At 48.4% G+C, this 23,328-nt stretch carries 24 protein-coding genes; 9 read left to right on the plus strand and 15 right to left on the minus strand.

Translation table 11 applies throughout. The features are described 5' to 3' along the window. Nucleotides 1-189: 189 nt before the first annotated feature. Genes rsxC through strainIA91_RS07600 form a run of 8 tightly spaced genes read left to right on the plus strand, consistent with a single transcriptional unit; the run spans nucleotide 190 to nucleotide 5,930 of the window. Entirely contained in the window at nucleotides 190-1,524 is a 1,335-nt protein-coding gene (rsxC, locus tag strainIA91_RS07565) for an electron transport complex subunit RsxC (protein ID WP_400166176.1), read from the plus strand. 14 nt (nucleotides 1,525-1,538) lie between these two features. Continuing rightward, nucleotides 1,539-2,633, plus strand: a complete 1,095-nt coding sequence (locus strainIA91_RS07570) for an RnfABCDGE type electron transport complex subunit D (protein ID WP_400166177.1) — start codon at nucleotides 1,539-1,541, stop codon at nucleotides 2,631-2,633. Further along, nucleotides 2,630-3,211, plus strand: coding sequence for an FMN-binding protein (locus strainIA91_RS07575; protein ID WP_400166178.1), 582 nt, complete (start codon nucleotides 2,630-2,632; stop codon nucleotides 3,209-3,211). The genes strainIA91_RS07570 and strainIA91_RS07575 overlap by 4 nt, the downstream gene beginning before the upstream one ends. 7 nt (nucleotides 3,212-3,218) lie before the next feature. Continuing rightward, on the plus strand, nucleotides 3,219-3,827 hold the full coding sequence (gene rsxE, locus strainIA91_RS07580) for an electron transport complex subunit RsxE (protein WP_400166179.1): 609 nt from the start codon (nucleotides 3,219-3,221) through the stop codon (nucleotides 3,825-3,827). Beyond that, on the plus strand, nucleotides 3,827-4,399 hold the full coding sequence (gene rsxA / locus strainIA91_RS07585; RefSeq protein WP_400166180.1) for an electron transport complex subunit RsxA: 573 nt from the start codon (nucleotides 3,827-3,829) through the stop codon (nucleotides 4,397-4,399). Before rsxE ends, rsxA begins: the two co-directional genes overlap by 1 nt. Nucleotides 4,400-4,447: 48 nt before the next feature. Continuing rightward, nucleotides 4,448-4,660, plus strand: coding sequence for a hypothetical protein (locus tag strainIA91_RS07590; RefSeq protein WP_400166181.1), 213 nt, complete (start codon nucleotides 4,448-4,450; stop codon nucleotides 4,658-4,660). A 2-nt stretch (nucleotides 4,661-4,662) separates the two neighbouring features. After that, nucleotides 4,663-5,484 carry an RnfABCDGE type electron transport complex subunit B gene (locus strainIA91_RS07595; protein WP_400166182.1) on the plus strand — a complete coding sequence of 274 codons (822 nt, stop codon included), beginning with the start codon at nucleotides 4,663-4,665 and terminating at the stop codon, nucleotides 5,482-5,484. Between the two features lie 5 nt (nucleotides 5,485-5,489). Continuing rightward, nucleotides 5,490-5,930, plus strand: a complete 441-nt coding sequence (locus tag strainIA91_RS07600) for a SoxR reducing system RseC family protein (protein WP_400166183.1) — start codon at nucleotides 5,490-5,492, stop codon at nucleotides 5,928-5,930. 1,120 nt (nucleotides 5,931-7,050) lie between these two features. Here the strand turns inward: strainIA91_RS07600 and strainIA91_RS07605 are convergent. The 7 genes from strainIA91_RS07605 to strainIA91_RS07635 form a co-directional block, all read right to left on the minus strand. Next, entirely contained in the window at nucleotides 7,051-8,085 is a 1,035-nt protein-coding gene (locus strainIA91_RS07605; protein ID WP_400166184.1) for a CDP-glycerol glycerophosphotransferase family protein, read from the minus strand. Next, complete coding sequence (locus tag strainIA91_RS07610) at nucleotides 8,085-9,134, minus strand: RimK family alpha-L-glutamate ligase (RefSeq protein ID WP_400166185.1); 1,050 nt, start codon at nucleotides 9,132-9,134, stop codon at nucleotides 8,085-8,087. Before strainIA91_RS07610 ends, strainIA91_RS07605 begins: the two co-directional genes overlap by 1 nt. Then, complete coding sequence (waaF, locus tag strainIA91_RS07615) at nucleotides 9,118-10,164, minus strand: lipopolysaccharide heptosyltransferase II (RefSeq protein WP_400166186.1); 1,047 nt, start codon at nucleotides 10,162-10,164, stop codon at nucleotides 9,118-9,120. Before waaF ends, strainIA91_RS07610 begins: the two co-directional genes overlap by 17 nt. Next, nucleotides 10,139-11,242 carry a glycosyltransferase family 4 protein gene (locus tag strainIA91_RS07620; RefSeq protein ID WP_400166187.1) on the minus strand — a complete coding sequence of 368 codons (1,104 nt, stop codon included), beginning with the start codon at nucleotides 11,240-11,242 and terminating at the stop codon, nucleotides 10,139-10,141. Before strainIA91_RS07620 ends, waaF begins: the two co-directional genes overlap by 26 nt. Then, nucleotides 11,239-12,009: a glycosyltransferase family 2 protein gene (locus strainIA91_RS07625; protein ID WP_400166188.1), complete on the minus strand. Its 771-nt coding sequence runs from the start codon at nucleotides 12,007-12,009 to the stop codon at nucleotides 11,239-11,241. The genes strainIA91_RS07620 and strainIA91_RS07625 overlap by 4 nt, the downstream gene beginning before the upstream one ends. Next, a complete protein-coding gene (locus strainIA91_RS07630) occupies nucleotides 12,002-12,940 on the minus strand; it encodes a glycosyltransferase family 2 protein (protein ID WP_400166189.1) in 939 nt (312 codons plus the stop codon). The genes strainIA91_RS07625 and strainIA91_RS07630 overlap by 8 nt, the downstream gene beginning before the upstream one ends. A 145-nt stretch (nucleotides 12,941-13,085) precedes the next feature. Then, nucleotides 13,086-14,219, minus strand: a complete 1,134-nt coding sequence (locus strainIA91_RS07635; protein ID WP_400166190.1) for an anhydro-N-acetylmuramic acid kinase — start codon at nucleotides 14,217-14,219, stop codon at nucleotides 13,086-13,088. A gap of 180 nt (nucleotides 14,220-14,399) precedes the next feature. Between strainIA91_RS07635 and uvrA the strand changes: the two genes are divergently transcribed. Next, complete coding sequence (gene uvrA, locus strainIA91_RS07640; RefSeq protein WP_400166191.1) at nucleotides 14,400-17,228, plus strand: excinuclease ABC subunit UvrA; 2,829 nt, start codon at nucleotides 14,400-14,402, stop codon at nucleotides 17,226-17,228. Between the two features lie 36 nt (nucleotides 17,229-17,264). Here the strand turns inward: uvrA and strainIA91_RS07645 are convergent, their stop codons facing one another. From strainIA91_RS07645 to pyrE, 8 genes are all read right to left on the minus strand, one after another. After that, the gene (locus strainIA91_RS07645; RefSeq protein ID WP_400166192.1) at nucleotides 17,265-17,801 is read right to left on the minus strand and encodes a spore maturation protein; all 537 of its coding nucleotides are present in this window, start codon (nucleotides 17,799-17,801) and stop codon (nucleotides 17,265-17,267) included. Between the two features lie 12 nt (nucleotides 17,802-17,813). Further along, nucleotides 17,814-18,512, minus strand: a complete 699-nt coding sequence (locus strainIA91_RS07650) for a nucleoside recognition domain-containing protein (protein WP_400166193.1) — start codon at nucleotides 18,510-18,512, stop codon at nucleotides 17,814-17,816. Between the two features lie 428 nt (nucleotides 18,513-18,940). Further along, nucleotides 18,941-19,729: a dihydroorotate dehydrogenase electron transfer subunit gene (locus strainIA91_RS07655; RefSeq protein ID WP_400166194.1), complete on the minus strand. Its 789-nt coding sequence runs from the start codon at nucleotides 19,727-19,729 to the stop codon at nucleotides 18,941-18,943. After that, on the minus strand, nucleotides 19,722-20,651 hold the full coding sequence (locus strainIA91_RS07660) for a dihydroorotate dehydrogenase (protein ID WP_400166195.1): 930 nt from the start codon (nucleotides 20,649-20,651) through the stop codon (nucleotides 19,722-19,724). Before strainIA91_RS07660 ends, strainIA91_RS07655 begins: the two co-directional genes overlap by 8 nt. 8 nt (nucleotides 20,652-20,659) lie before the next feature. After that, nucleotides 20,660-21,130: an aspartate carbamoyltransferase regulatory subunit gene (locus tag strainIA91_RS07665; RefSeq protein WP_400166196.1), complete on the minus strand. Its 471-nt coding sequence runs from the start codon at nucleotides 21,128-21,130 to the stop codon at nucleotides 20,660-20,662. Continuing rightward, a complete protein-coding gene (gene pyrB, locus strainIA91_RS07670) occupies nucleotides 21,127-22,047 on the minus strand; it encodes an aspartate carbamoyltransferase (protein WP_400166197.1) in 921 nt (306 codons plus the stop codon). Before pyrB ends, strainIA91_RS07665 begins: the two co-directional genes overlap by 4 nt. Further along, nucleotides 22,044-22,748 (minus strand): orotidine 5'-phosphate decarboxylase / HUMPS family protein, encoded by a 705-nt coding sequence (locus strainIA91_RS07675; protein ID WP_400166198.1) that lies wholly within the window; start codon nucleotides 22,746-22,748, stop codon nucleotides 22,044-22,046. Before strainIA91_RS07675 ends, pyrB begins: the two co-directional genes overlap by 4 nt. Continuing rightward, nucleotides 22,741-23,316 carry an orotate phosphoribosyltransferase gene (pyrE, locus tag strainIA91_RS07680; protein WP_400166199.1) on the minus strand — a complete coding sequence of 192 codons (576 nt, stop codon included), beginning with the start codon at nucleotides 23,314-23,316 and terminating at the stop codon, nucleotides 22,741-22,743. The genes strainIA91_RS07675 and pyrE overlap by 8 nt, the downstream gene beginning before the upstream one ends. Between the last annotated feature and the right edge of the window lie 12 nt (nucleotides 23,317-23,328).

Below are 23,328 nucleotides of genomic sequence, written 5' to 3' on the forward strand. Positions count from 1 at the left end.
TTGAAAAGTTAACGCAATTGTCTCAATAGCTTAATGATTATTTTTGTATCATTCAATAAATAAAGCTGGTAAAGTATTTTAGATTTTTCAAAGTTTTTTCTATATTTCGGCCTGTGATGTCCGGTAGACAGTAATGAAATTGCAAACCGTACAACCTGACAGGTTGAATAAAGTGGGAGATCTTGAGCCTTGAAATTACGAACATTCAAAAAAGGCATACATCCGGGGGAGTACAAGGAATTCAGTCATGACAAGAAAATTGAGCAAATGCCTCTTCCGGAGCAGGTGTATATTCCTTTACAGCAACACATCGGAGCCCCATGTGAACCGCTTGTCAAAAAGGGAGATACGGTAAAGACCGGGCAGGTTATCGGCCGGAGCAGTGCGTATGTTTCCGCCCCGGTCCATGCCAGTATCACCGGGATTGTAAAAGCCGTAGATAAATTTCCCCATCCCCTGGGCATGCGGGTGGAAATGGTTCATATTGAGCGAACGGGGGATGAAGACGACTGGGAATTGCTTTCCATACCGGAGAACTGGGAAAAAGCTCCACGTGTGGAACTGATCAAATTGATCAATGAAGCTGGGATTGTAGGGATGGGAGGCGCCGCCTTTCCTACCCATGTAAAACTTAATCCTCCCGCTGACAAAAAAATCGATTCATTTATCCTGAATGGTGTGGAATGTGAACCGTATCTGACATCAGACCACCGGCTGATGGTTGAATACACAGATCAGATACTGGCCGGCATGAACATCATCATGTCCCTTCTGAAGGTGGAGAACGGGTATATCGGCATCGAAAACAACAAACCCGATGCTATTGAGATGATGAGCAAACGTGTAAAGGATCTGGGTTACAGTTTTCAGGTTGTACCGCTGGAGGTTAAATATCCCCAGGGAGCAGAAAAAATGCTCATTGAATCGGTCCTGCACCGGAAAGTCCCGGCCGGCGGACTCCCCATGGACGTGGGTGTCGTAGTGAACAATGTGGCCACTGCCAAAGCCGTGGCAGATGCCGTATTAGAGGGAAAACCCCTGGTGGAACGGGTTACAACGGTAACGGGAGACGGGATTGTCCACCCAAAAAACCTGCTTACCCGCATTGGAGCACCTTTCAATGACCTGGTGGAATTTTGTGGGGGTGTAAAGGATGAAACCACCATGGTTTTCATGGGCGGCCCCATGATGGGACAGGCACAATACGATTTATCAGTCCCCGTGATCAAAGCGGCAGGAGGAATTGTCTGTAACACCTCGAAAATGATCACCATGGTAGAGCACTTCCCCTGCATCCGTTGTGGTGCCTGCGTGGATGCGTGTCCCATGTACCTGCTCCCCACCAAACTGGCAAAATTGACCGAACATAAGAAATATGAAGAGGCGGAAAAACTGGGGATTCAGAACTGCATTGAATGTGGATCCTGCGCCTTTTCATGTCCGGCTCACATTCCCCTTGTCCAATGGCTCCGCGTGGGAAAAATGCGCGTCTCCGAATTAAAACGTAAACAAAAAGCATCATAAACATGAGTGAACGGATGGAAAAAAACGAAAAAACAACATCTGATCAGTCTGCCGAAGTGTCGGAAAAGCCCAAAAAAGAAGCTCCGGCACCCAAGCCCAAAAAAGACCCGCGGGACCGTTTATACAAACCCAAGGGGCGGCCACTGACCATGGCATCTTCGCCCTATTCCCAGACAAAAGATAATGTCCCGAAAATCATGTGGTGTGTTAGCCTGGCCCTGACACCGGCAGTGATCGGCGCCGTGGTCTTTTTTGGATTGAAAGCTGTTTTTATGATCAGTACATCCATTTTAGCGGCCATGGTGACGGAACTGGTCATTACCCGTATCCGCAAACAACCGGATACACTGGATGATGGAAGCGCCTTTCTGACAGGTCTTTTACTGGCGTTAACCCTGCCTCCCACCTTCCCTGTTTCAGGTTGTGTGTTGGGCTCGATCTTTGCCATCGCCATCGGAAAACAGATTTTTGGCGGACTCGGATGCAATATTTTTAATCCGGCGCTGCTGGGGCGTGCCTTTTTACAGGCCAGTTTCCCTGTAAAAATGACAACATGGGTCTTACCCCGCTATGCAGACATGAACGCCTATACCGGTGCCGTATCCCCAGATGCCATTACAGGAGCAACGCCTTTGGGACTTCTGAAATATGAAAAGATCTTTACTCATCTCAAACCCCTGCTCATAGGCAATGTGGGGGGATCCCTGGGAGAAACTTCCGCCCTGGCTCTCCTGGCCGGTGGCATTTTTCTGCTGATACTCCGGCATGCCGACTGGCGGATTCCCGTGGGATTTCTGGGAAGTGTGGCCGTTTTCGGCGGCATTTTCTGGATGGTAGATCCCGCCACTTATCCCAGTCCCCTCTTCCATCTCCTTTCCGGCGGACTTTTGCTGGGTGCCTTTTTTATGGCTACGGACATGGTCACATCACCTATCACCATCAAAGGGACCTGGATTTACAGTGTCGGAGCCGGATTGATCCTGGTCATCATCCGCCTTTTCGGTGGCCTGCCGGAAGGTGTGATGTATTCCATCCTGCTCATGAACGGATTGACACCTCTCATTAACCGATTTACACGACCGAAATTTTTTGGGGAGGCTCGCGCATGAATACCTCAGTCAAAATGATACTCGTCCTGACCATCATCTCTACACTATCCGGCGGACTTCTTTCCTATTGGGATGCCTACACGTCAAAGAAAATTGACGAATACCGGCAACAGGAAATCCAACAGGCCGTAAAAGAGGTTTTGCCCCATACCGACGAAGAAAAAATCAGGGAAACTGGTGATTTTACCTTTTATGTTGGCTATAAAAACGGCGATATCACAGGTGTGGCCTTTGTCGCCGAAGGCGGTGGTTTTCAGGATATTATCTCACTCATGGTTGGGGTTACACCGGATTTCAGTACATTTACCGGTCTGACGGTTTTGAGCCAGAAGGAAACACCGGGACTGGGAACCAAAATCGCCTATGATCCCTCCCGGGAAGGATGCGAAACCTGGTTCATCGACCAGTTTCAGGGGAAAAAGACCGGCAATCTGACCTATGTAAAAAACCAGAAAGCAAATGGCGATTCGGAAATTGAAGCCATTACCGGAGCAACAATTTCTTCCAATGCAGTCATTACAATTTTAAATGAAAACGTTCCCACCGCCAAATCGGCGTTTGAATCCATCAATCAGTAGGTGAAGTATGGCAAAACAAGTATCACTGATAGAAGATTTTACCAAGGGTATCTGGAAAGAGAATCCCATTCTGATTGCCCTTTTGGGACTCTGTCCGACCCTTGCTGTCACCATATCCGTTGAGAACGGACTGGCCATGGGGCTGGCAGCCTCATTTGTCTTAATCTGCTCAAGCACCCTGATTTCCCTTCTCAGAAACATGATTCCCAAACAGGTCCGGATCGCCAGTTTTATCGTGATCATCGCGACCTTTGTCACCATTGCAGACCGCTACCTGGCAGCTTTTTATCCGGAAATCAGCAAAAATCTGGGACCCTTTATTCCCCTGATTATTGTGAATTGCATGATTCTGGGCCGTCAGGAGGCCTTTGCGTCGAAAAACGGAGTGGGACGATCCATCCTAGATGCCCTGGGTATGGGACTCGGATTTACCCTGGTGCTTTTGATACTCAGTGCCATCCGTGAGCTTCTGGGGTCAGGGACGATTCTGGGATACCAGATTATGTGGGATTCTTTCAGCCCGTGGATGGTAATGATCCTGCCGCCGGGGGCTTTCCTTACACTGGGACTCATGATCGGCGCTTCAAACTGGATCAATGACAGGAGGGCACGCTGATGGAACTACTGGTAATTTTTATCTCAGCCGCAATTGTCAATAATTTTGTCCTCAGCCAGTTTCTGGGAATCTGTCCCTTTGTGGGCGTCTCAAAACGGGTGGATTCAGCGGTCAGCATGGGGATGGCGGTCACATTCGTCATGACCATTACAGCTGTGGTCACCTGGCTGATATATCACCTTTTACTGGTCCCCTACAATCTTGAGATTCTCCAGTATGTCTCTTTCATCCTGGTGATCGCTTCCCTGGTCCAACTGGTGGAAATGTTTATCCGGAAGGTTAGCAAGCCCCTTTATGATGCCCTGGGCATTTTTCTCCCCCTGATCACCACCAATTGTGCCATATTGGGACTCGCACTCATTGCAGTTCTCAGGGAATACAGCTTTATGGAAAGTCTTATATATGGAATTGGCGCCGGTGCAGGCTTTACCCTGGCGCTGGTAATTATGGCAGGAATCCGTGAAGAACTGGAACTGGCGGATGTCCCCCGACATTTTCAGGGAGCCGGCATCACCATGATCATTGCCGGAAGTCTTGCCCTGGCCTTTATGGGATTTGCAGGATTAATATAGGAACGTCAACCCGGTGCGGTCGTTCAAGGGAAAAAGTGAGGACATGACATGAACATCACAAGCATCATAACCACCATTGCCGTCATGCTGGCAGTGGGACTCATATATTCCCTTGGCATGGTCATCATGAACAAAACCTTTTATCGTAAGAAAGGGGATTATCCCGGTGCAGACTGTCTTTCATCAGGCAGTGGCTGCAGTTCCTGCGGTATCACGGGGTGTTCGATCAATCCCGCCCGGACTGAAAAGACAGAGGAATAAATATGGATTTAAGTGCCATTCTGATTTCGATGGGTGGTATGGGTGGAATCGGCCTGGTGTTTGCCACGGGACTTGCCATTGCCAATAAGAAGCTCCATGTGGAAGAAGATCCCCGGATTGAAAAGGTCAATGATGCCCTTCCCGGAGCCAATTGCGGTGGATGCGGATTTGCGGGATGTATGAATTTCGCCGAGAATGTGGTCAAAGGTAACGCACCCATTAACGGGTGTCCCGTAGGCGGTGTGGAAACGGCCAACAAGATCGCTGAAATTCTGGGTGTGGAAGTGGAAGCGGGAGAGCCCCTGAAAGCCCGGGTCCTCTGTCAGGGCGGCCTGAATGAAATGGCCGTTAAAGGCGAGTATATGGGACTTGAGTCCTGTGTGGCAGCGCATATCAGCGGTGGTGCCATGAAACTCTGTGAATGGGGCTGTCTGGGATTTGGCGATTGTGTGGATGCCTGCCCCTTCGATGCCATGTATATGAGTGAAAACCGCCTTCCGGTGGTTATTGAAGATAAATGTGTGGGATGTGGCAAATGTGCGGAAGCCTGTCCGCGAAATATTATCGAACTCCATCCTGTCAGTCACCGGGTCTTTGTGAAATGCAAAAATCAGGATGCTGGAAAATATTCCCGGCTGGTCTGTACACGGGCCTGTATCGGGTGCGGCATTTGTGTCCGGGAAGCAGGTGATGACAAGATGTACCTGGAAAATGGCCTGGCTCATTTCAACTATGATACATGGGGTGACCGCAACGAACTTCCCACACAGAAATGCCCGAACCATGTTTTGGTGAGCCTGGATGAAGAAGGGACCGATGCCTGATGTCCATGACGGCTCAAAGCAACGGAAAGGTGGAAACACTCGAAGGTAATTATGCCATCGTGCTGATGCAACCTCAGCGCGCTCCTTCCCGGTACTCCCTCCCCCTCTTCCCTGTCCTGCCCCTGAAATCCCGCAATGAACCGGTCCGGATTCCGGTCCTGAATAACCTGGACGCGAAACCCGGCGATTTGGTGGAACTCACTGAAACTTCCTCCTTCATGATCCAGTTATCTGCCATACAATATGGTATTCCCGGACTGGGTTTTATTGCCGGACTTATAATCGGTTATATTTTCCATCCCCAATCCCTTGCCATCCCCCTGGAACTGTATCAATTTTTCCTGGGTCTGGGTGGACTCGTTTTAGGCGGTTATATCGGTTTTAAATGGGCTAAAGCCCTGGCATCCAAACCGGAAAAATTTTTCCGCATGGAAAGGGTTTTGTAGTTTCTATATATTTTTTTCTGATTTTATTTGCAGTTAATTTTATATCATATAGACGTTTAGACAGTAGTTGGCAGTCGGCAGTTGACAGTCGAAAGTCGAAAGTCGAAAAGTCGATTGACTAGATTGGTTTGATTGATTTGATTGACACACCAGGAGCGAAGCGACGCTAACTTCCAACTTCCAACTTCCAGATGTTGATTGCCTGCCCCGTGAAATGGGGCGGGGCAGTGACACGTAACGTGTGACGAGTAACAAGTGGTTTTTGTGGGATAATTTTTATTTTATGTAATATTTATTAGTATAACTTAGTTAATTGTATAAAATAGTTTGGAATAATCACTTGAAATCAAAAACAGGACTATCGGCCTGATCCAATATCTTTCCCGTCAACAAAAGCCTGTCCCCTAAACCCACTCGTCACGCGTTACTTGTTACGTGTCACTTTTTTAGTCGGAAGTGGACAGTCGGTTGACCGACCTGTGAGATTTTACTGATTTTAAGATGAGATTATAAGAGAGATGGGATATATGATTTCGCTTAGGTAACGCCCCCCACCCCGGGGGTAAGATACATTGAATGAGTGGAGAGTGGAGAGTGGAGAGTTGTAGAGGCAGGACGTGTCCTGCCTCTGAGTTGGAGTGTTGAGTTTTGAGTGATGCCTCCCGCAGAGATGCAGAGGGATTGGTTTGATTGATTTGATTGAAACACCAGGAGCGATGCCAGCTTCAGACAGGCCACGGCCTGTCGCTATTTATAACTTCTTAAATATAATTAATAGGAGTGGGGGTTTTAGCTGCTTTTAACCGGGATTATAAGAGAGATGGAATATATGATTTCGCTTAGGTAACGCCCCCCACCCCGGGGGTAAGATACAGCGAAGTGCGACACAATGCAATATAATATTGTTAATCATATATGTGTTGTTTCGAATTATTTAATGGATTAAATACAGTCTTCATTTAGACTTTGTGGCAGTTGTATCAAGATATCAGCTTATGAAAGATAATGGATTTGAACGCTGCACAGCAGCGTTTGAACACCGAACGAAGTGAGGTGCTTGAACACCACGAAGTGGTGATTGAAAGCCGCGTAGCGGGGCCAATTTCAACCAATTCAGCATTCAGAATTCAGCATTCATTTTTCCCGCGGCCTGTTTTCCAGCCGTTCCAAGATTGCAGAAAAGCTGATCCCGCAAAAGACGACGGTTATGGGTATAAGGGTCCTCAGATGTGAGATATCGCCTGAGAGTTTGTTTTAAATCATCAAAAGAATCCACACGGTAACCCGCCTTATCCAGCATGGCATCCAGGGAATGAGGTTTACGTTCTGCACTGCCTGTCCGGAAGGTGATGATCCGTTTGTCCAACGCTATAAATTCCCCGATGATGGAACTGGTATCGCTGATGGTACAATCGGCAAGCATCATGAGGGGCAAAAGGTCATCAGTGCCTGCCAGGAAAACATCCGGTGTATTTTTGATGGTAAGATACACATTCCGCGAAACCCAGGGATGGAGTGTGACACACACCGTATAGTCAGCCGTGAGTTCCTTCAGCCGCCGATACCAGCGTTTCACAGCAGACATTCCCGATTTTTCCCAGGTGGCGCTGAATAGAACAATGGGCTTTTTACTGTCATTCAATTTTTCTTTACGGAAGCTCTGAAGCTTTTCTTCCGTCCAGCTTCCGTCAAAAGCCGGATCCAGTTTGGGATAGCCTGCAGGCACGACGTTGTCAAGTCCCATCTTCCGGGCTTCTGTTGCTTCTGCCGGAGATGTGAGGAAATAAAGGGTAAAGGGCCGGTAGTTCCGGACTGACGTAAAGGTCTTGAAATGATAGGGACCATGGCGGAAACCGTATTTTCGAATCGCCGGAACGGGAAATTTCCATGTACTGTGACGGGCCATGAGAACCACCTCGGGAAAAACCGGCATCCGTAAAACCCCAATTCCCTTTCGATGCAAATAAGCGGCCGTCCGCCTGTTTTTTGCCACATACACACAGGGCTTTTTTAGATGACAGACAACCGGTTCAAGGATGGTGTAATCCTGCGGCTCCGCGCAATAGATCACACAGGGAATCAGCCGGTTTCGGTACCGGATCCAGTGCCAGAAAATACGGTATGGCAGGGTATATAGATAGGATGACAATGGCATTATGACTCAATTCCTCGTGTCAGATACCGGTCCAGTGCCTCTGTGATTTCCTGCTCCACAGTCTGTTTATCCTCCCGGAAAGTCCAGGTACTACCTTCCCGTATATAATACCCCCGGGATTTGGTGATGGCACTGACGCCAAAATGAGATGCCTGATATTCTATCAGGTAACAGCTTTCTCCATCCTGGATTATATCCATGGAAAGAAAAGGTGTGTTGAACCTTTGAGCTGTTTTGGAGGCAAATTCCAGCAGGGCATCATCCGGTGTAAAATCAAAATCAAATTTCTTTGTCCCACTGGCCCTGAAATCCCCTTTGCGGGTATGGCGGCGGGTCACAAAAAACTTTCCTTCCAGCGCCAGAACCCGGGTATCATAGGTTAATCCCGGAATAAATTCCTGCAGGATGAAATTCTGATGCCGGGTGATATATTCCTTATACTGAAGATAATCCACATAATCATCATGATGGGGATAATCCGGATAGGTCCGTTTTCTGAAATGGCGCCGGCGGAATAAATCCACCCGGGTCCAAAATCCCACATGGGTGAGTTTTTGCACCTGTCTTTCCAGACTTTTTTGATCGGGAATCAGAAATACACCCTTCCCGTTTGATCCTGACACCGTTTTTAAAACGACCGGGTAGGAAATATCGTACGCATCTATATCCTGCAAACCTGAAAAATACCAGGCTTTTAGGCCGGTCATGCCCAGCTCACGTTTGTAGAGTTCCTGGTAACCCTTGTTTTCATGGCACAACAGCAAATCCAAAGAAGGAATTATCTTATTGGTTTTACTCAGGTTAAAAATGACATCCCGGATATACTGACGGACATTCTCTTTTTGACTAAAGGTATAGAGAATGGTTTTCCCTGAGAGAAGAATATTCCGGTTATATAATTCCTGAAATGTGTAACGTTGCACCGGATAGCCCAGGGACGAAAGGTGTTTTTCCAGCACCGAAGCGTCCATACTGACCCATGCTTTTCGTGTTTGGCCATAAAAACCCTGATCCCCTGTCAGAAGGACCAGCTCAGGTTTTGGATTCATGCGTAAACCTTTCAAAAATCAGTTGGGCAATTTCAAGGGGATATTGTTCCATCATGCATTTGAAATGCCGGAGGGGACACTGATCATGGCCGTGTTTTCCACAGGGACGACATGGCAGATCCCGTTCCAGTATTTTATCGTGCTCCCGGTAAGGGTAACAGCCAAAAGCTTTCACCGTTGGTCCAAAAAAGGCATACACCGGTGTATTGACCGCATTCCCCATGTGCAGGGGAGCACTGTCGTTACAGACCAACAGGTCCAGTTTGTGAATCAGCGCCGCAGATTCCAGAAGGTTCAGCTCACCGGCGGCATTCCAGGCTTCCAATCCTGCATTGTGGATGATGGTCGCGCAAAGTTCCCGTTCAGACGGACTTCCGATAAACACAATGTCATATCCCTTATCTTTCAAAAGGATGAACAATTCCGTCCAGTAAGACGCAGGCCATTTCTTGGTTTCACGGACCGATCCCGGGGCAAATCCAATTAAAATTTTCCGATTTTTATTGATTTTACCTACAAGATCATCTGCCTTTTGTTTGTCTTTCATTCCCAGATACAGGTGAGTCTCATCGGAATAGGTCTTATCAGTAAAAGGTTCTATCATGGCCATGTACCGTTGCCGGATATGAAGTCCTTTGGGAGGATAGATTTTCACGTTGATGAATTTTTGCCTGTAAAACCCCACCCGGATTTTTATCCGGCACAGAAGCATGAGAAGCGAAGATGTAAGGCTGCTTTGAATGGAAAATGCCACATCATATTTATTGGGACGGAGTTCACGGACCCTGTCCATAAAGGATTCATATTTACTCTGATGCCCGGATTTATCCAGGGTATAGATCCGCCGAATCCTCGGATGTTTTGAAAAGAGAATTGCCGATTCAGGCCGGGTGAGAATATCTACTTCGGCATCCGGCCACTGGTCACACACCGCCTGTATCAAAGGGGTGGACATGATCACATCCCCAATAAAGGCGGTCTGAATGATCAAAATATGTTCCGGTTCAATATTTTTTAAGGATTTCTTCATATAAGCCGATATGTTTTTCCACGGTTAACCCAATATCAAAGTTCCGGACAAGATCCAGACTCTTTTTCCCAAATTCCTTTCTTTTTTCATCATCCCGAAGGAGAGACAGAATGGCAAGTGAGAGGGCTTCGGGATTTTGCCGGGGGACAATCAGTCCGTTTTCTCCATGATGTATTACTTCCGGGATTCCACCTGCATCGGTGCCAATCACGGCCAATCCGGCAGCCTCTGCATCCAGGATCGAGGTTCCCAGTCCCTCCTTTTTCGATGCCAGGACAAAAAGATCGCTGTTTTTCAGGAACCAACCCACATCCCGCCTGAATCCGGTAAATACCAGGTGATCCTGTAATCCTTTATGACCGGCGAGTGCCTTGATAGACGCCAACTGTTTTCCATCCCCTACTGCCATGAAATGTACTTTGGGATATGCCTGTATCACCCGCCTTGCCGCTTCAAGAAAGGTGGGATAATCTTTTTCACTGGTCATGGCCGCCACAGTGCAAACAATCTTGTGATCTGTAGGAATATGCCATTCCTCGCGGAAAGCCGGACTTTGTTTCAGGGTATCAGATGTGTGAATATCAATACCTGAGGGAATGACTCTCAGTGTGTTTTCAGAAATTCCCTGATGCAGCATGACACGTTGGATCTCATGACTGACACAGATAATCCCGTCCAGGAGGGATGTTCGGTATTTCCACTGGGCCCATGAATGGCTTTTCAGGGGAAAATCAACACGCCGGGAAGCGATGACGGCTGCCTGTTTTTTTACCCGCAATTTGGCCATGAGGGCTAGGGTCATGGCATGGGCATTGTGGGCATGAAGGATACACCGTCCGGATCTTTTGACAGTCCGTGCCAGTCGCAGGGCAGACACAATATCTGCTTCACAACACAGGGGAAGGGTTTGAACAGGATACCGGCGTTCCCGGCACCACAAAGCCATGGCCGAATGTTCCGGACAAACCATCAGGGAATCGATTTTCCTGTGAAGGAGTCCTTCATGGAGATATGCGGCCTGCTGCTGCCCCCCTCGCCAGCTTTTTGCCGTGTCGATGTGAATGATCCGTCCCGTCATACCTTTCTACCCCGGCTGAGCCGGCTGATTTTCACGTATTTCAGAAACACACCAAAAGCTGAAACCCATGCCAGGATCAATCCCTCCCGGCCATCCAGAAATCCGGCCTGTAAAAAATACATCTTCAGAAATTTCACATCGGCTTTCAGAAAAGCACAAAAAAGATTGGACCGTTTCCCATGACGGACAGCCAATTGAGCCGCCAGATCAGTATAATGGGCAATTTTTCGTAAATGGGTGTTGATATCAGGGTAGGTATAGTGATAGAGCGGGGAACGGATCCTTCCGATACGGCCTGAGGGGATCTGTACCGATTCATGGACCGGTTTGTCATTAAAATGTCCCCTTTCTTTGTGGAAAAGGCGAAGAGTTTCGTCACGATTCCAGCCGCTATGGCGAATCTGTCGGCCCAGATAGTAGGATAAGCGGCGAATCCTGTATCCGTCGAAATCCGGATTTTCCAGAACCTTAAGAATATCTTCTTTCAGCTTCGGACTCACTTCTTCATCGGCATCAACCACCAGGACCCAGTCGTGACAGGTTTTGGACACGGCATATTGTTTGGCCGGACCAAATCCGGGCCACTTCCCTTCAAAAATCCGGCATCCAAAATCACGGCAAATTTCCAGTGTCTGATCCGTACTGCCGCTGTCAAACACCACAATATCCTCAATCCAGCGAATCGATTCCAGGCATCGCCGGATATTGTTTTCCTCATTCTTGACGATGAGGGCGGCTGAAAGGGCGAATGGTGTTTTGTCAGACATCCCGTAAGAGAATATAATTTTTAAATTGTCCCACCGGCCGGTTTAACATTCGTTCTACCATGGTAGTCAAACGGTACCGGAGGGTTTCATGTTTATGTTTTTTTCGTAAAGGATTGGGGGTTCCCGAATACTGGAGTTTTTCTTTCCAGTCCATGGAACGGATCCTCTTTTCCATGACTTTGGGATGACTTCCTTTAAAACGTCCCAGGCGTTGCAGTGGACCATAATCAAATTCTTGCGGAGCCTTGTCGTAAAAATCCTTCGCCCGGCCCAATCCCCAATGGAGTCCGGATAAAGCCCGGCTTTTTGATTGCATCAGGTGAGGCGGGCGGACCCATCCATAATGGTAAATCCAGGCATCCACTGCGGCCACTTTGAGTTTGCGGGTTCCTTCCTGCTGGCGGGGATTATCATAATACTCAAAAGCACGAAAAGACTGGGCACTTTCATAAGAGTGGATATCAGGACGGTTACGGATGATGCGGATTTCATGGGGATACCAGCCGTGACTGATATGGTAATGATCATAATCCCCCCAGAAATGACGGTATTTAAATAAAAGTCCCTCTACCTCCGGATGATCGAGGAGTGCTTCGCAGCGGGCTTTGATAGCCGGCAAATCTTTTTCATGCAAGACCTCATCGGCCTGAAGATACAAAAGCCAGTCCCCCGAACATTGCTCTTTGGCGATATCGGTTTGAATGGCATTGATGATCCCTTTTTTAAAATATTTTTCCTCCCATTGGGTATCGAGGATTTTGATTTTGGGATCCCCGATGGCTTCAATAGCTTCCCGTGTCCCGTCATCGGATTTTCCCACGGCCACGACAAATTCATCCACCAAAGGCAGAGCAGATTGGATGGATTCCACAATGGGATAATAGAGACTGATGCCATTCCGAACGAAGGAGAAACCGCTTATTTTCATCATCTTTCCTTATGTGTGACAGTAATTTAGAGAATATTCTCATGTATATTAAGGATAAATAATCAGATGCAGAGTCTATTAAGACAGGCCGGATATTTTGAAGCATGTCTTAAAAGAACCAGGGCAACTTTAGTGAATGAACAATTGTTCACGATGTAATTTTTCCAAGGACGACGGCTTTTTGTGCACCGGTTACAGAGGGGATATTCCCCGGGATCCGACGAATACAGGCAAGAGCCAGGATTGCAAAACCGAGGGCTTCTTTGGAATCGGGATCCACACCGGCATCTTCGACAGATCGGACCTGGATTCCCGGCAGTTTTTCTTTCAGACGGTTCATGATTACGGGATGCCGGCTACCACCTCCCCCGGCCAGGAGTTCGGTGATTTTGTATAAATCCCGGTATTTCAGTACGCTTTCGGCAATGGTATCGGCCGTCAGGGCTGCCAGGGTTGCTAGCCGGGAGGATCCATCCAGCTGTTCCAGTTCCTGACGGTGTTCATGCAACCACTCCATCCCGAATTCATCCCGCCCGGTGGATTTTGGGGGTTTTTTCAGGATAAAAGGGTGTTTTTTCCATGCATCCAGTATAGCCTGGTGGATCGTACCTTCCCGCGCCTTTTCACCATCGATATCATAAGGGCCTTCATATAATTGATGATATTGCTCATCCAAAAGTCCCATACCGGGCCCCGTATCAAATCCCAGGACCGGCATATGGGAATCGGACGGGGGAATGAGGCTGATATTGGCAACTCCCCCGATATTCAACAGGCAACGACCTGTATCTGCTTTCTGAAAAAGCCACAGATCCACTGCCGGGATCAAAGGTGCCCCCGTCCCCCCTGCCGCAATATCCGCCGCCCTGAAATCGGAAATCACAGGGACATTCAGGGTTTGGGCCAAAAAGGAGGGTTCACCAATCTGAAGGGTAGAATGACCGCTGATGTGATGCAGGGTCTGTCCGTGAGTCCCGATTAAATCCACAGAAGGAATCTTGTGCCGTTTCAGACTTTCCGCCACTTCATGGGCATAAAAACGGCCCAGATCATAATGGAGGGCACACATTTCGGGAACACGTCCTGCTAAACTTTCCCGGATCCTCTGTTTTAATTCGGAAGGAAAAGGAACCGAGTCGCTGAATATTACCTCATGCCGGAGTCCCTTCCGGGTCAGATCAATATCCGCCACACAAATATCCAACCCGTCCATGGATGTCCCCGTCATCAGGCCGGCCGTCCGGATCATCCCTTTTTTCTGCATGAGTGTCTGTAAGTCCATGATTATCCTTTTGTTGAGGTGGGAATTTATCAAAGAAAATGATCAGGGAAAAGAGGGGATACGGTTTTATGAACCTTCGGTAACAGACACGGAAGAGATCCATCTGAAAAAATTGAAAGAATCACCATCCGGCGAAAAAGTTTTTGTAAATTTCAGCTTGACCAAAAATCAGGGGGTGTCATGGACATGGATAAAATCCGCATCACGGGCGCACGGGAACACAATCTTAAAAATATATCAGTCTCTATACCCCGGAATAAGCTGGTGGTGGTCACAGGATTGTCAGGAAGCGGCAAGTCATCACTGGCTTTTGACACACTGTATGCCGAGGGACAGCGCCGGTATGTGGAGTCCCTGTCCTCCTATGCCCGCCAGTTTTTGGGACTGATGGAAAAGCCGGATGTGGATTATATAGAGGGATTATCTCCGGCCATTTCCATTGAGCAGAAAACAACCCACCGGAATCCCCGTTCCACTGTGGGAACGGTGACTGAAATTCATGATTATTTGCGGCTCCTTTTTGCCCGGATCGGCAAACCTCACTGTTATATCTGTGGAACCCCTGTCACCAAGATGACTGTCCAGCAGATCGTAGACTCGGTGATGGAAATGGATGAGGGCACAAAGATTCAAATTCTTTCACCTCTGGTTCGGGAACGGAAGGGTGAATTCCGGGATCTTTTTCGTGAAATGCGCCGTGAAGGGTTTATCCGTGCCCGGATTGACGGAAATGTGACACCCCTTACCCAGGATCTCAGCTTGCCCAAAAACAACAAACACACTATTGAACTGGTGGTAGACCGGCTGGTGATTCAGGATAGCATCTCCGCCCGTTTAACAGACAGCATTGAACTGGCGCTGAAAATGGGTAAAGGCAATGTATTGATTGAAGAAAATGACGGGACGGAACACCGTTTCAGTGAACATTATGCCTGTCCACACCATCCGGAAGTGAGCTACGAAGAACTGACCCCCCGCATGTTTTCATTTAATAACCCCATTGGTGCCTGTCCGGCCTGTTCCGGTTTGGGTACCATGATGGAAATCTCCCCCGATTTGCTGGTCCCTGATAAAAAAATAAGCCTGATCGGTGGTGCCATCGTCCCCCTGGGAGAACAGCCCCGGGGGAATTATTATTCCAGCATTTTAAAAGGGCTTACACAGGAATACAATTTTAAATTCACCACACCCTGGTACAAATTATCACCGGAGGTCCAGAAGGTTTTGCTGTATGGAACAGGTGATGAAAAAATCACCATATCCTATGAAAGCGACCGGTGGTCCGGTGAATATAAAGGAGCCTGGGAAGGGGTTGTAAACAATCTGAAACGCCGGTATCACCAGACCCAGAGTCCGGGCATCCGGGCCTGGATTGAAAAATTCATGAGCGTGGAACCCTGTCGGGTCTGTGGCGGCAGCCGCCTGAAACGTTCCAGTCTGAGTGTGTACATTAACGGAAAAAATATTGACGATATCTCCCAAATGTCCATCCGTCACGGACTTGATTTCTTTAAAAAGCTTTCTCTGAATACCACAGAGCAGCAAATTGCGGGACAGATACTCAATGAGATTTATCAAAGATATGGATTTTTGGTCAATGTGGGACTGGGTTATCTCACCTTGAGCCGGAGTGCCGGGACTTTATCGGGAGGTGAAGCGCAACGGATTCGTCTGGCCACGCAAATCGGATCCCAATTGACCGGTGTACTTTACATTTTGGATGAACCCAGCATTGGTTTGCATCAGAAAGACAACGGCAGACTTTTGGAAACCCTGAAGAAACTACGGGATCTGGGGAATTCCATTGTCGTCATTGAACATGACCAGGAAACCATGGAAGCGGCAGACTGGATTGTGGATGTGGGACCAGGAGCCGGCGTGCATGGCGGCGAGATCGTCGCCAACGGGTCCCTGGAGGATATCAAAAACTGTCCCAAAAGTCTGACGGGCATGTATTTAAGCGGAGAAAAACGCATCCCCGTTCCGGAGAAAAGAAACAAGGGAAATGGGAAGATGCTCACGCTGCATGGAGCCAGAGGAAATAATCTGCAATCCATCACCGTAACCTTTCCCCTGGGTCGAATGATTTGCGTCACAGGTGTCAGCGGGTCAGGAAAAAGCACCCTGGTCAATGAGACCCTTGTCCCCATATTAAGCCGGAATCTTATGCATGCCAAAGCTACAGCCCTTCCTTATGAATCCATCACCGGTGTAGAATATCTGGATAAGATCATCAACATCAACCAATCTCCCATCGGCCGGACTCCCCGCTCCAATCCGGCGACCTATACCGGTGTTTTTACCCACATCCGGCAGCTCTTTGCCTCCCTTCCCGATGCCAAACTCCGGGGTTATTCTCCCGGGCGCTTCAGTTTTAATGTCAAAGGCGGCCGTTGTGAATCCTGCAGCGGAGACGGCATCAAAAAAATTGAAATGCACTTTCTGCCCGATGTCTATGTCCGATGTGAAGAATGCAAGGGCAAACGGTATAACCGGGAAACCCTCCAGATTAAATATCGGGGTAAAACCATCGCCGATGTTTTGGACATGACGGTGGAGGAAGCCCTGGAATTTTTCAAAAACCACCCCGCCATCAAGCGTAAACTAAAAACCCTTTCGGATGTGGGGTTGGGATATATACACCTGGGTCAGCAGGCCACCACCCTTTCCGGAGGAGAAGCCCAGAGAATCAAGCTGTCTACTGAATTAAGCCGCATCGGTACCGGGCGAACCCTCTACGTTTTGGATGAGCCCACCACGGGACTCCATTTTGCCGATGTGGAAATGCTGCTGAAGGTGCTCCATAAACTGGTCAAAAAAGGAAATACAGTCCTGATAATCGAACACAATCTGGATGTGATTAAAACAGCCGATTATATTATTGATCTGGGGCCGGATGGCGGAGATCATGGCGGACAGGTCGTGGTGACCGGTGAACCGGAAGAGGTCATCAAACATCCCGATTCCTATACCGCAACATATTTACAAAGAGTGGTGAATAACCCGTAGAGACAGGGCGTGCCCTGTCTCTACGGGGTTGGGTTTTTAACCAAAAATAACATTTGTCAGAACCACCGCGGATATGATACCGGCCAGATCAGCGGTGAGGGCAGCAGGAACGGCATGACGGGAATTGGTGACAGATACGGAACCGAAATAAACCGCCAGCACGTAAAATGTTGTTTCCGTTGAGCCCATCATAATAGAAGCCATCCGGCCGATGGTGGAATCGGGACCATGGGTTTTCACCAGTTCGGATAAAATGCCCAGGGCTCCGCTGCCGGAAAGGGGCCGCATAAATGCCAGGGGCAATACGTCACCGGGCATTCCAATTAAACTGGTGAGTGGACTCATAATCCAGGACAGAACCTGCATGGCTCCGGACGTCCGGAAAATGCTGATGGCAGCAAAAATAGCCACCAGATAAGGGATAATCCGTAAAGCTACATCAAAGCCTTCTTTGGCACCCACCGTAAACACTTCATAAACTTTTAACCCTTTCCGGTACCCATACAGGGGAATCAGGACAATAATCAACGGAATCGCCAGGGCTGATATCACATTTAAGATTGTTTCAAACATGGATCATACTCCTTATGCATTTTCCTGTGAAGGGTTCTGTTGATTTTCCGGAAGCGAGGACTCTTCCCCTGTGTCGGGATAGCGAAAACGGGGAAGTTTTTCCAGTATTTTGGTCATGATGATGGCTACTGTTGTGGAAATACCCGTCGCCAGAATCACCGGTGCGATAATTTCCGAGGCGTTCGTGGAATTGGCGGCAGCACGAATCCCTATGATGGTGGCGGGGATCAGGGTGACACTCGACGTACTCATGGCCATGAGCATGCACATGGCATTGGATGCCGTATCCTTTACCTTATTCAACGTTTGCAACTCCTGCATGGCCTTGAGTCCCAAAGGGGTGGCTGAATTTCCCAGTCCAAGGACACTGGCGGCGATAGCCATCACGATGGAGCCCATGGCGGGATGATCCGGGGGGACTTCCGGGAACAGCCGGATCATTACCGGTTTCACCGCTTTGGCAACAATATTGATTAAACCGGATTTTTCCGCAATTTTCATGAGTCCGAGCCATAAGGACATGATCCCGACCAGGCCGATTGCCAGGGTGACGGCGAATTTCACAGAATCAAATACACCGGAGGTCAGGTTGACTAGTGGTTCCATAGTCGGACTCCATAATATGGATCCATCGACAAAATCCAATAAACAATCGGCTGAAGCGATCGTCACACCTATAAGTATCATGGCAAGCCAAATGACATTTATCAAGGTCAACCTCCTTCTGAAAACAGTTTAAGATGATTGCAAACCGGCGTAATATAAAAATAAATGCTCCGATTATCTGCCATTATTCTGCCAAAATCCAGATCGATATCCTCTATGTTCCCGAAAAAATGTAGTGTTTTTGTAGTAGTGACATCCCGTCAATTTTTTTTTAAAATCATAACAGTTGAACGATACAAGGTCTTATGAAACAATACCCAACCCAAAAAAACTCGCATGCTTATCTCCTTTTGAATGGCGCCATGTTTTTTCCTTTTAGTTAATCATTTTAGTCAAAGGAAGTTTTCCTTTCCAGATGGAAGCCCCGGCAACGGGGCTTTCTTCATATCAGGAAAAAAATTTCATGCGGTTTTATAAGTCTTTCATGTATAATGTTCTGACAAATTGAATATTATTTTGGATTCGTGATTCTTTCAGGAATTATTTCTTCGGCCTGTGGCATCCCGGTGAGGCAAACCCCATTCGCTGACTTTTTCCGCTTCCTGACGTGTTAAGACAGGTCCTTCCTTACATAAGCGGATTCCGGAGCCATCCACCACACATTGTCCGCAAATACCAATGCCGCATTTCATGTAGCGTTCAAAACTGATTTCGTAATCGAGTCCTGCCTGAGCTGCAAGGTCCATCACCTTCACCAGCATGGCTTCAGGACCGGAAGAGTAGACAAAAGAGAGACGGCTTTCACGGATTTTATCCTGCATGTAGTCTGCCACCAGTCCTTTATATCCCAAAGAGCCGTCATCGGTGACAAAGGTCGTGGGCGCCCATTCGGAAAAATCATTTTGAAAGGGAATATCCTGTCCGCAGCGGCCGCCCAACAGGACCTCAAAATGAAAACCCCGCTGGCGGAGTTGCCGGGCCAGGTACCGGAGGGGAACAACCCCCATCCCACCGCCTACCAACAGGGCGTGTTGGTGATGACTGAATCCCCGGCCGAAAGGTCCCCGGAGTCCCAGCAAATCCCCCCGGCGGACATCCATCATCTTCCGGGTAAAAGGGCCTACTGCCTTGACGGTAATTTCCATGATCCCCTGATATACATCGGACACAGAAAAGGGTTTTTCATCCACACCCGGGAGCCACACATTGAAAAAACGGCCAGGTTGAATGTCCGGTACCGGTTGCCTGAAATAAAAACTTTTCATGACCGGGGAATGACTTTTAACATTCAACACCGGATATGTTCTCATCAGATCACTCATGCACAACCCCCCGGAATTCTTTTAAATTTTTAATATCCCTTTCTTTCATCCAGGACCGCAAATCCCGGTTGATGCGGGTGAAAAGTTCAATATCCCCATAATATACGCCTGAACCGATACTGACCATACGTGCACCGGCCATGATCATCTGCAAAGCTTCATCCGCCGTTCGTACCCCACCTGTTCCGATCACGGGCAACCGTGTGTTTCCGCAGATTTCGTATACGGCTTTCAAGGCCAGGGGAAAAATCGCCGGACCCGATACACCGCCTACTGTATTGGCCAGAACCGGCTTCATGACACCGGTATCAATCAACATACCGGGACCCACGGTGTTGATGGCCGTAATCGCATCGGCTCCGTTTTCTTCACAGATTTTCGCCATGCGGATCAACGAGGGACAATGAATGGTGAGTTTGATACTGACAGGAATGCTACCTGCCGCTTTTTTCACAATCCGGGTGATATGTTCCACGTCCATTTCATTGGCCCCAAAGGGAGTACCGAATTCCGAAGAAACGTTGGGGCAAGAGACATTCACTTCAATCAGGTTTGGTTCAAATTCCACTGCACGCCGGGTCACCTCGCCGAATTCTTCATGGGTTCTGCCAAAGACTGAGGCAAAAATGCCGGATGATGATCCTGCCTGTTCCCGGAGTTTCCTGATTTCCTTTACCATCTCGTCCACCCCGGGGTTTGAAAGTCCCACCGCATTGATCAGGCCGCCATCAAAAGGCAAAATGGCCGGACACGGATGACCTTTTCGGGGTTCCAGTCCAAAGGATTTGGTAGTCACTGCTCCGGCACCGGCATCCAGGACCCGTTTCATGGAATCAGCCGTGAGTCCCAGAACTCCCGAAGCCAACACCAGGGGCGAAGGATATGTTTTGCCCAGAAATGATGTTTTCAACAGTTTATCCATTTTTCGTCTCATACAATGGGAGATAATTCGTGAATGGAAAACTCCCGTTCACAATAGACACACGTCACCAGATTTTTTTTGGGATCCGTCAGGATAAAGCGGGTTTTCAGTCCCGGCTCATTCTGGGTAATACACCCTGGATTCAAACACCTGAGGAGATTCACCATCTCGTGAGGCGGCTGGACGGACACTTTTTCCACCACCTCAAAATCCCGGATTCGCTTGATGGTTACACCGGGAGATACCAGGGATATATGCTGGATTGTCCGTTCACACAAATCATCCTTTTGAATTTTCAGCATATCCTTGGCTCCCAGTTTGTTGCTCTGGTAATTCATTCCAAAGGTAATGGGGACATTTTTTAAAGCCGGATCCCTTTCCAGAATTTCCAGGATATGCACACCATCACCGGCAGGAATGTGATCAATCACAATGCCACTCCGGATTTTGGGAATCATCTGAATTTTTTTATCGCTCATATCGTCACCTCAAAGACATTTAAAAGAATGGCTTGCCGCATGATGAGTCCGTTTTTGGCCTGGCGGAAATATTCTGCATGGGGCGTATCATCCACATCCGGTGCAATTTCATTGACCCGGGGCAAGGGATGAAGAACCTTCAGTTGTTCAGGTGCCTTTTTCAGCATTCCGGCATTCAGGCAAAAGGCATCCTTTACTTTTTCATATTCAATCTGGTCCGGAAACCGTTCCCGCTGGATCCGGGTCATGTAGATGATATCCGCATAGGGGATGGCATCCTCCAGATCCTTCGTTTCCACAAAGGTCACAGGGAAACCTGTTTCCACCCGTTTCAGATATTCGGGCAGCCGGAGAGAATCGGGCGATACAAGCATAAATTCATTCACCCGGAATTTCATCAGAGCCTGAAGCAACGAGTGGACGGTCCGGGAGTATTTTAAATCCCCCACAAAAGCGATACGGAGACCTTCAATTTTTTGGAAATTCTTGATAATGGTGTACAGATCCAGGAGGGTCTGGGTGGGGTGCTGGTTTGTGCCGTCCCCTGCATTGATGACCGGCAGATAGCTGATTTGGGAGGCATGGCGGGATGTCCCCTCCTTGGGATGACGAATCACGATGACATCCGAGTAGCTTTCCACCGTGTGAATTGTATCGGAAAAGGATTCCCCCTTGGAAACAGACGTGGCGGCTTGTTCGGCAAAACCGATGACATTCCCTCCCAGCCGGTACATGGCCGCCTCAAAACTCAGGCGGGTCCGGGTACTGGCTTCAAAAAAGAGGGAAGCCATAATTTTTCCCTGAAGCAGCTGAAATCTGTCCTTCAGTGAAACTGTCTCGACCCGGGCAGCGGTATCCAGGTAGAGCTGAATATCCTCAGCCGTCAGATCATGCATGGAAATAAGATCTCGTTTCATGCGTCCCCCGATGTGTCTTTAATTTGTTTGGAAACCTCATCCAGATAGAGGGCAGGATCTTCTGCTTTCAGCAAGGACCGGCCGATGATGAGGTAGTGATTGCGGATAAAGGGGAAATTTGCCGGATCCCCGCCCTGACTGCCGTATCCCGGTGAATAAAAGGTGCACCCGTCATCCAAACCCGCTTCCTTAAAAATCCGTTCCGTTTCCGACGGTTTGGTCAGGGGGACCACAAAATTACGGACATTCTCTTCAAAGGCCAGTTTGTACATATCCGCCGCCGCTGTATTCCGGATAAATCCTCCCTCCGATTCCAGGTAGGCCGGATGGGTCATGATGCCGCCGACAATCACTTTTAACTCTTTTTCTTTCAAAGCCTCTGTCCAGGCTTTCAATGTTTCAGGACCAGCCTGGGGGAAAAGGATCACCTCGTCGATCCCGGAGGATTTCATCACATCGGCAAAAAGCTGACCTGTCGCAGGAATATCCGTGGCCGCTTTCTGATGATCATAGATCAGGGGTTTATTGGTATGTTTTCGAAGCAGTTTGCATACGCGGGGCAATCCGTAGGTAAGTCCAAGGGAAAAACCCAGCTTATACCCATATACCAAAGGATGGTCATCCACCGCCTGAACCAGAGTTTCCAGTTTATCCAGGTCCGTCAGATCCAGGGCGGGAATGATTTTTATATTTTTACTCATTGCTGCCTCCATGATAAAAGGTGTTCAGCACATCCGCCATGGACGGATCCTTTACTTTCATATACTCAATCAGATCGGGAAGGTCAATCAGAGATTTCAACGGGACAGGAAATTCAGTGATTTCCTGCTTCCTTCGCCGGTCTGCCGCAACAAGCACTCCGGCAACTTTCACACCAAAAGTTGCTTCAATTAACTCCATAGCCTCCAGCTTGGTCCCCCCTGTTGTCATCACATCATCCACCAGAATCACTGTGCTCGAGGTGTCCGGCGTGTGACCCACAAACACCCCCTTTTCCCCATGTCCCTTCATCTCTTTCCGGTTGTAAAACATGGCAAGCTGCCGGACGGGATGCTTCATCACTGTTGCTGTTGCCAGGGATATCCCCTTGTAGGGTGGACCGTATATGTGGGTTGCTTTCGGAAAAAATTTGGAAATCACATGGGCAAAGGCTTTTCCCGTCACATTCAGGGCTTCTGACGAGGCAATATTCCCAAGGTTTAAAAAAAACGGAGATACCATCCCCGATTTCAATGTGAAGGATCCGAATTTCAGGACATCTTCCTTCATCAGACATTCAAT

This window comes from Candidatus Neomarinimicrobiota bacterium (assembly GCA_041154365.1).
Lineage (GTDB): Bacteria > Fidelibacterota > Fidelibacteria > Fidelibacterales > Fidelibacteraceae > Fidelibacter > Fidelibacter multiformis.

Coding starts and splice junctions, on each gene's coding strand:
- strainIA91_RS07570 (WP_400166177.1), top strand. CDS start 1,539: ATGGAAAAAAACGAAAAAACAACATCTGATCAGTCTGCCGAAGTGTCG.
- strainIA91_RS07575 (WP_400166178.1), top strand. CDS start 2,630: ATGAATACCTCAGTCAAAATGATACTCGTCCTGACCATCATCTCTACA.
- rsxE (WP_400166179.1), top strand. CDS start 3,219: ATGGCAAAACAAGTATCACTGATAGAAGATTTTACCAAGGGTATCTGG.
- rsxA (WP_400166180.1), top strand. CDS start 3,827: ATGGAACTACTGGTAATTTTTATCTCAGCCGCAATTGTCAATAATTTT.
- strainIA91_RS07590 (WP_400166181.1), top strand. CDS start 4,448: ATGAACATCACAAGCATCATAACCACCATTGCCGTCATGCTGGCAGTG.
- strainIA91_RS07595 (WP_400166182.1), top strand. CDS start 4,663: ATGGATTTAAGTGCCATTCTGATTTCGATGGGTGGTATGGGTGGAATC.
- strainIA91_RS07600 (WP_400166183.1), top strand. CDS start 5,490: ATGACGGCTCAAAGCAACGGAAAGGTGGAAACACTCGAAGGTAATTAT.
- strainIA91_RS07605 (WP_400166184.1), bottom strand. CDS start 8,085: ATGCCATTGTCATCCTATCTATATACCCTGCCATACCGTATTTTCTGG.
- strainIA91_RS07610 (WP_400166185.1), bottom strand. CDS start 9,134: ATGAATCCAAAACCTGAGCTGGTCCTTCTGACAGGGGATCAGGGTTTT.
- waaF (WP_400166186.1), bottom strand. CDS start 10,164: ATGAAGAAATCCTTAAAAAATATTGAACCGGAACATATTTTGATCATT.
- strainIA91_RS07620 (WP_400166187.1), bottom strand. CDS start 11,242: ATGACGGGACGGATCATTCACATCGACACGGCAAAAAGCTGGCGAGGG.
- strainIA91_RS07625 (WP_400166188.1), bottom strand. CDS start 12,009: ATGTCTGACAAAACACCATTCGCCCTTTCAGCCGCCCTCATCGTCAAG.
- strainIA91_RS07630 (WP_400166189.1), bottom strand. CDS start 12,940: ATGATGAAAATAAGCGGTTTCTCCTTCGTTCGGAATGGCATCAGTCTC.
- strainIA91_RS07635 (WP_400166190.1), bottom strand. CDS start 14,219: ATGGACTTACAGACACTCATGCAGAAAAAAGGGATGATCCGGACGGCC.
- uvrA (WP_400166191.1), top strand. CDS start 14,400: ATGGACATGGATAAAATCCGCATCACGGGCGCACGGGAACACAATCTT.
- strainIA91_RS07645 (WP_400166192.1), bottom strand. CDS start 17,801: ATGTTTGAAACAATCTTAAATGTGATATCAGCCCTGGCGATTCCGTTG.
- strainIA91_RS07655 (WP_400166194.1), bottom strand. CDS start 19,729: ATGAGTGATCTGATGAGAACATATCCGGTGTTGAATGTTAAAAGTCAT.
- strainIA91_RS07660 (WP_400166195.1), bottom strand. CDS start 20,651: ATGGATAAACTGTTGAAAACATCATTTCTGGGCAAAACATATCCTTCG.
- strainIA91_RS07665 (WP_400166196.1), bottom strand. CDS start 21,130: ATGAGCGATAAAAAAATTCAGATGATTCCCAAAATCCGGAGTGGCATT.
- pyrB (WP_400166197.1), bottom strand. CDS start 22,047: ATGAAACGAGATCTTATTTCCATGCATGATCTGACGGCTGAGGATATT.
- strainIA91_RS07675 (WP_400166198.1), bottom strand. CDS start 22,748: ATGAGTAAAAATATAAAAATCATTCCCGCCCTGGATCTGACGGACCTG.
- pyrE (WP_400166199.1), bottom strand. CDS start 23,316: ATGAAGGAAGATGTCCTGAAATTCGGATCCTTCACATTGAAATCGGGG.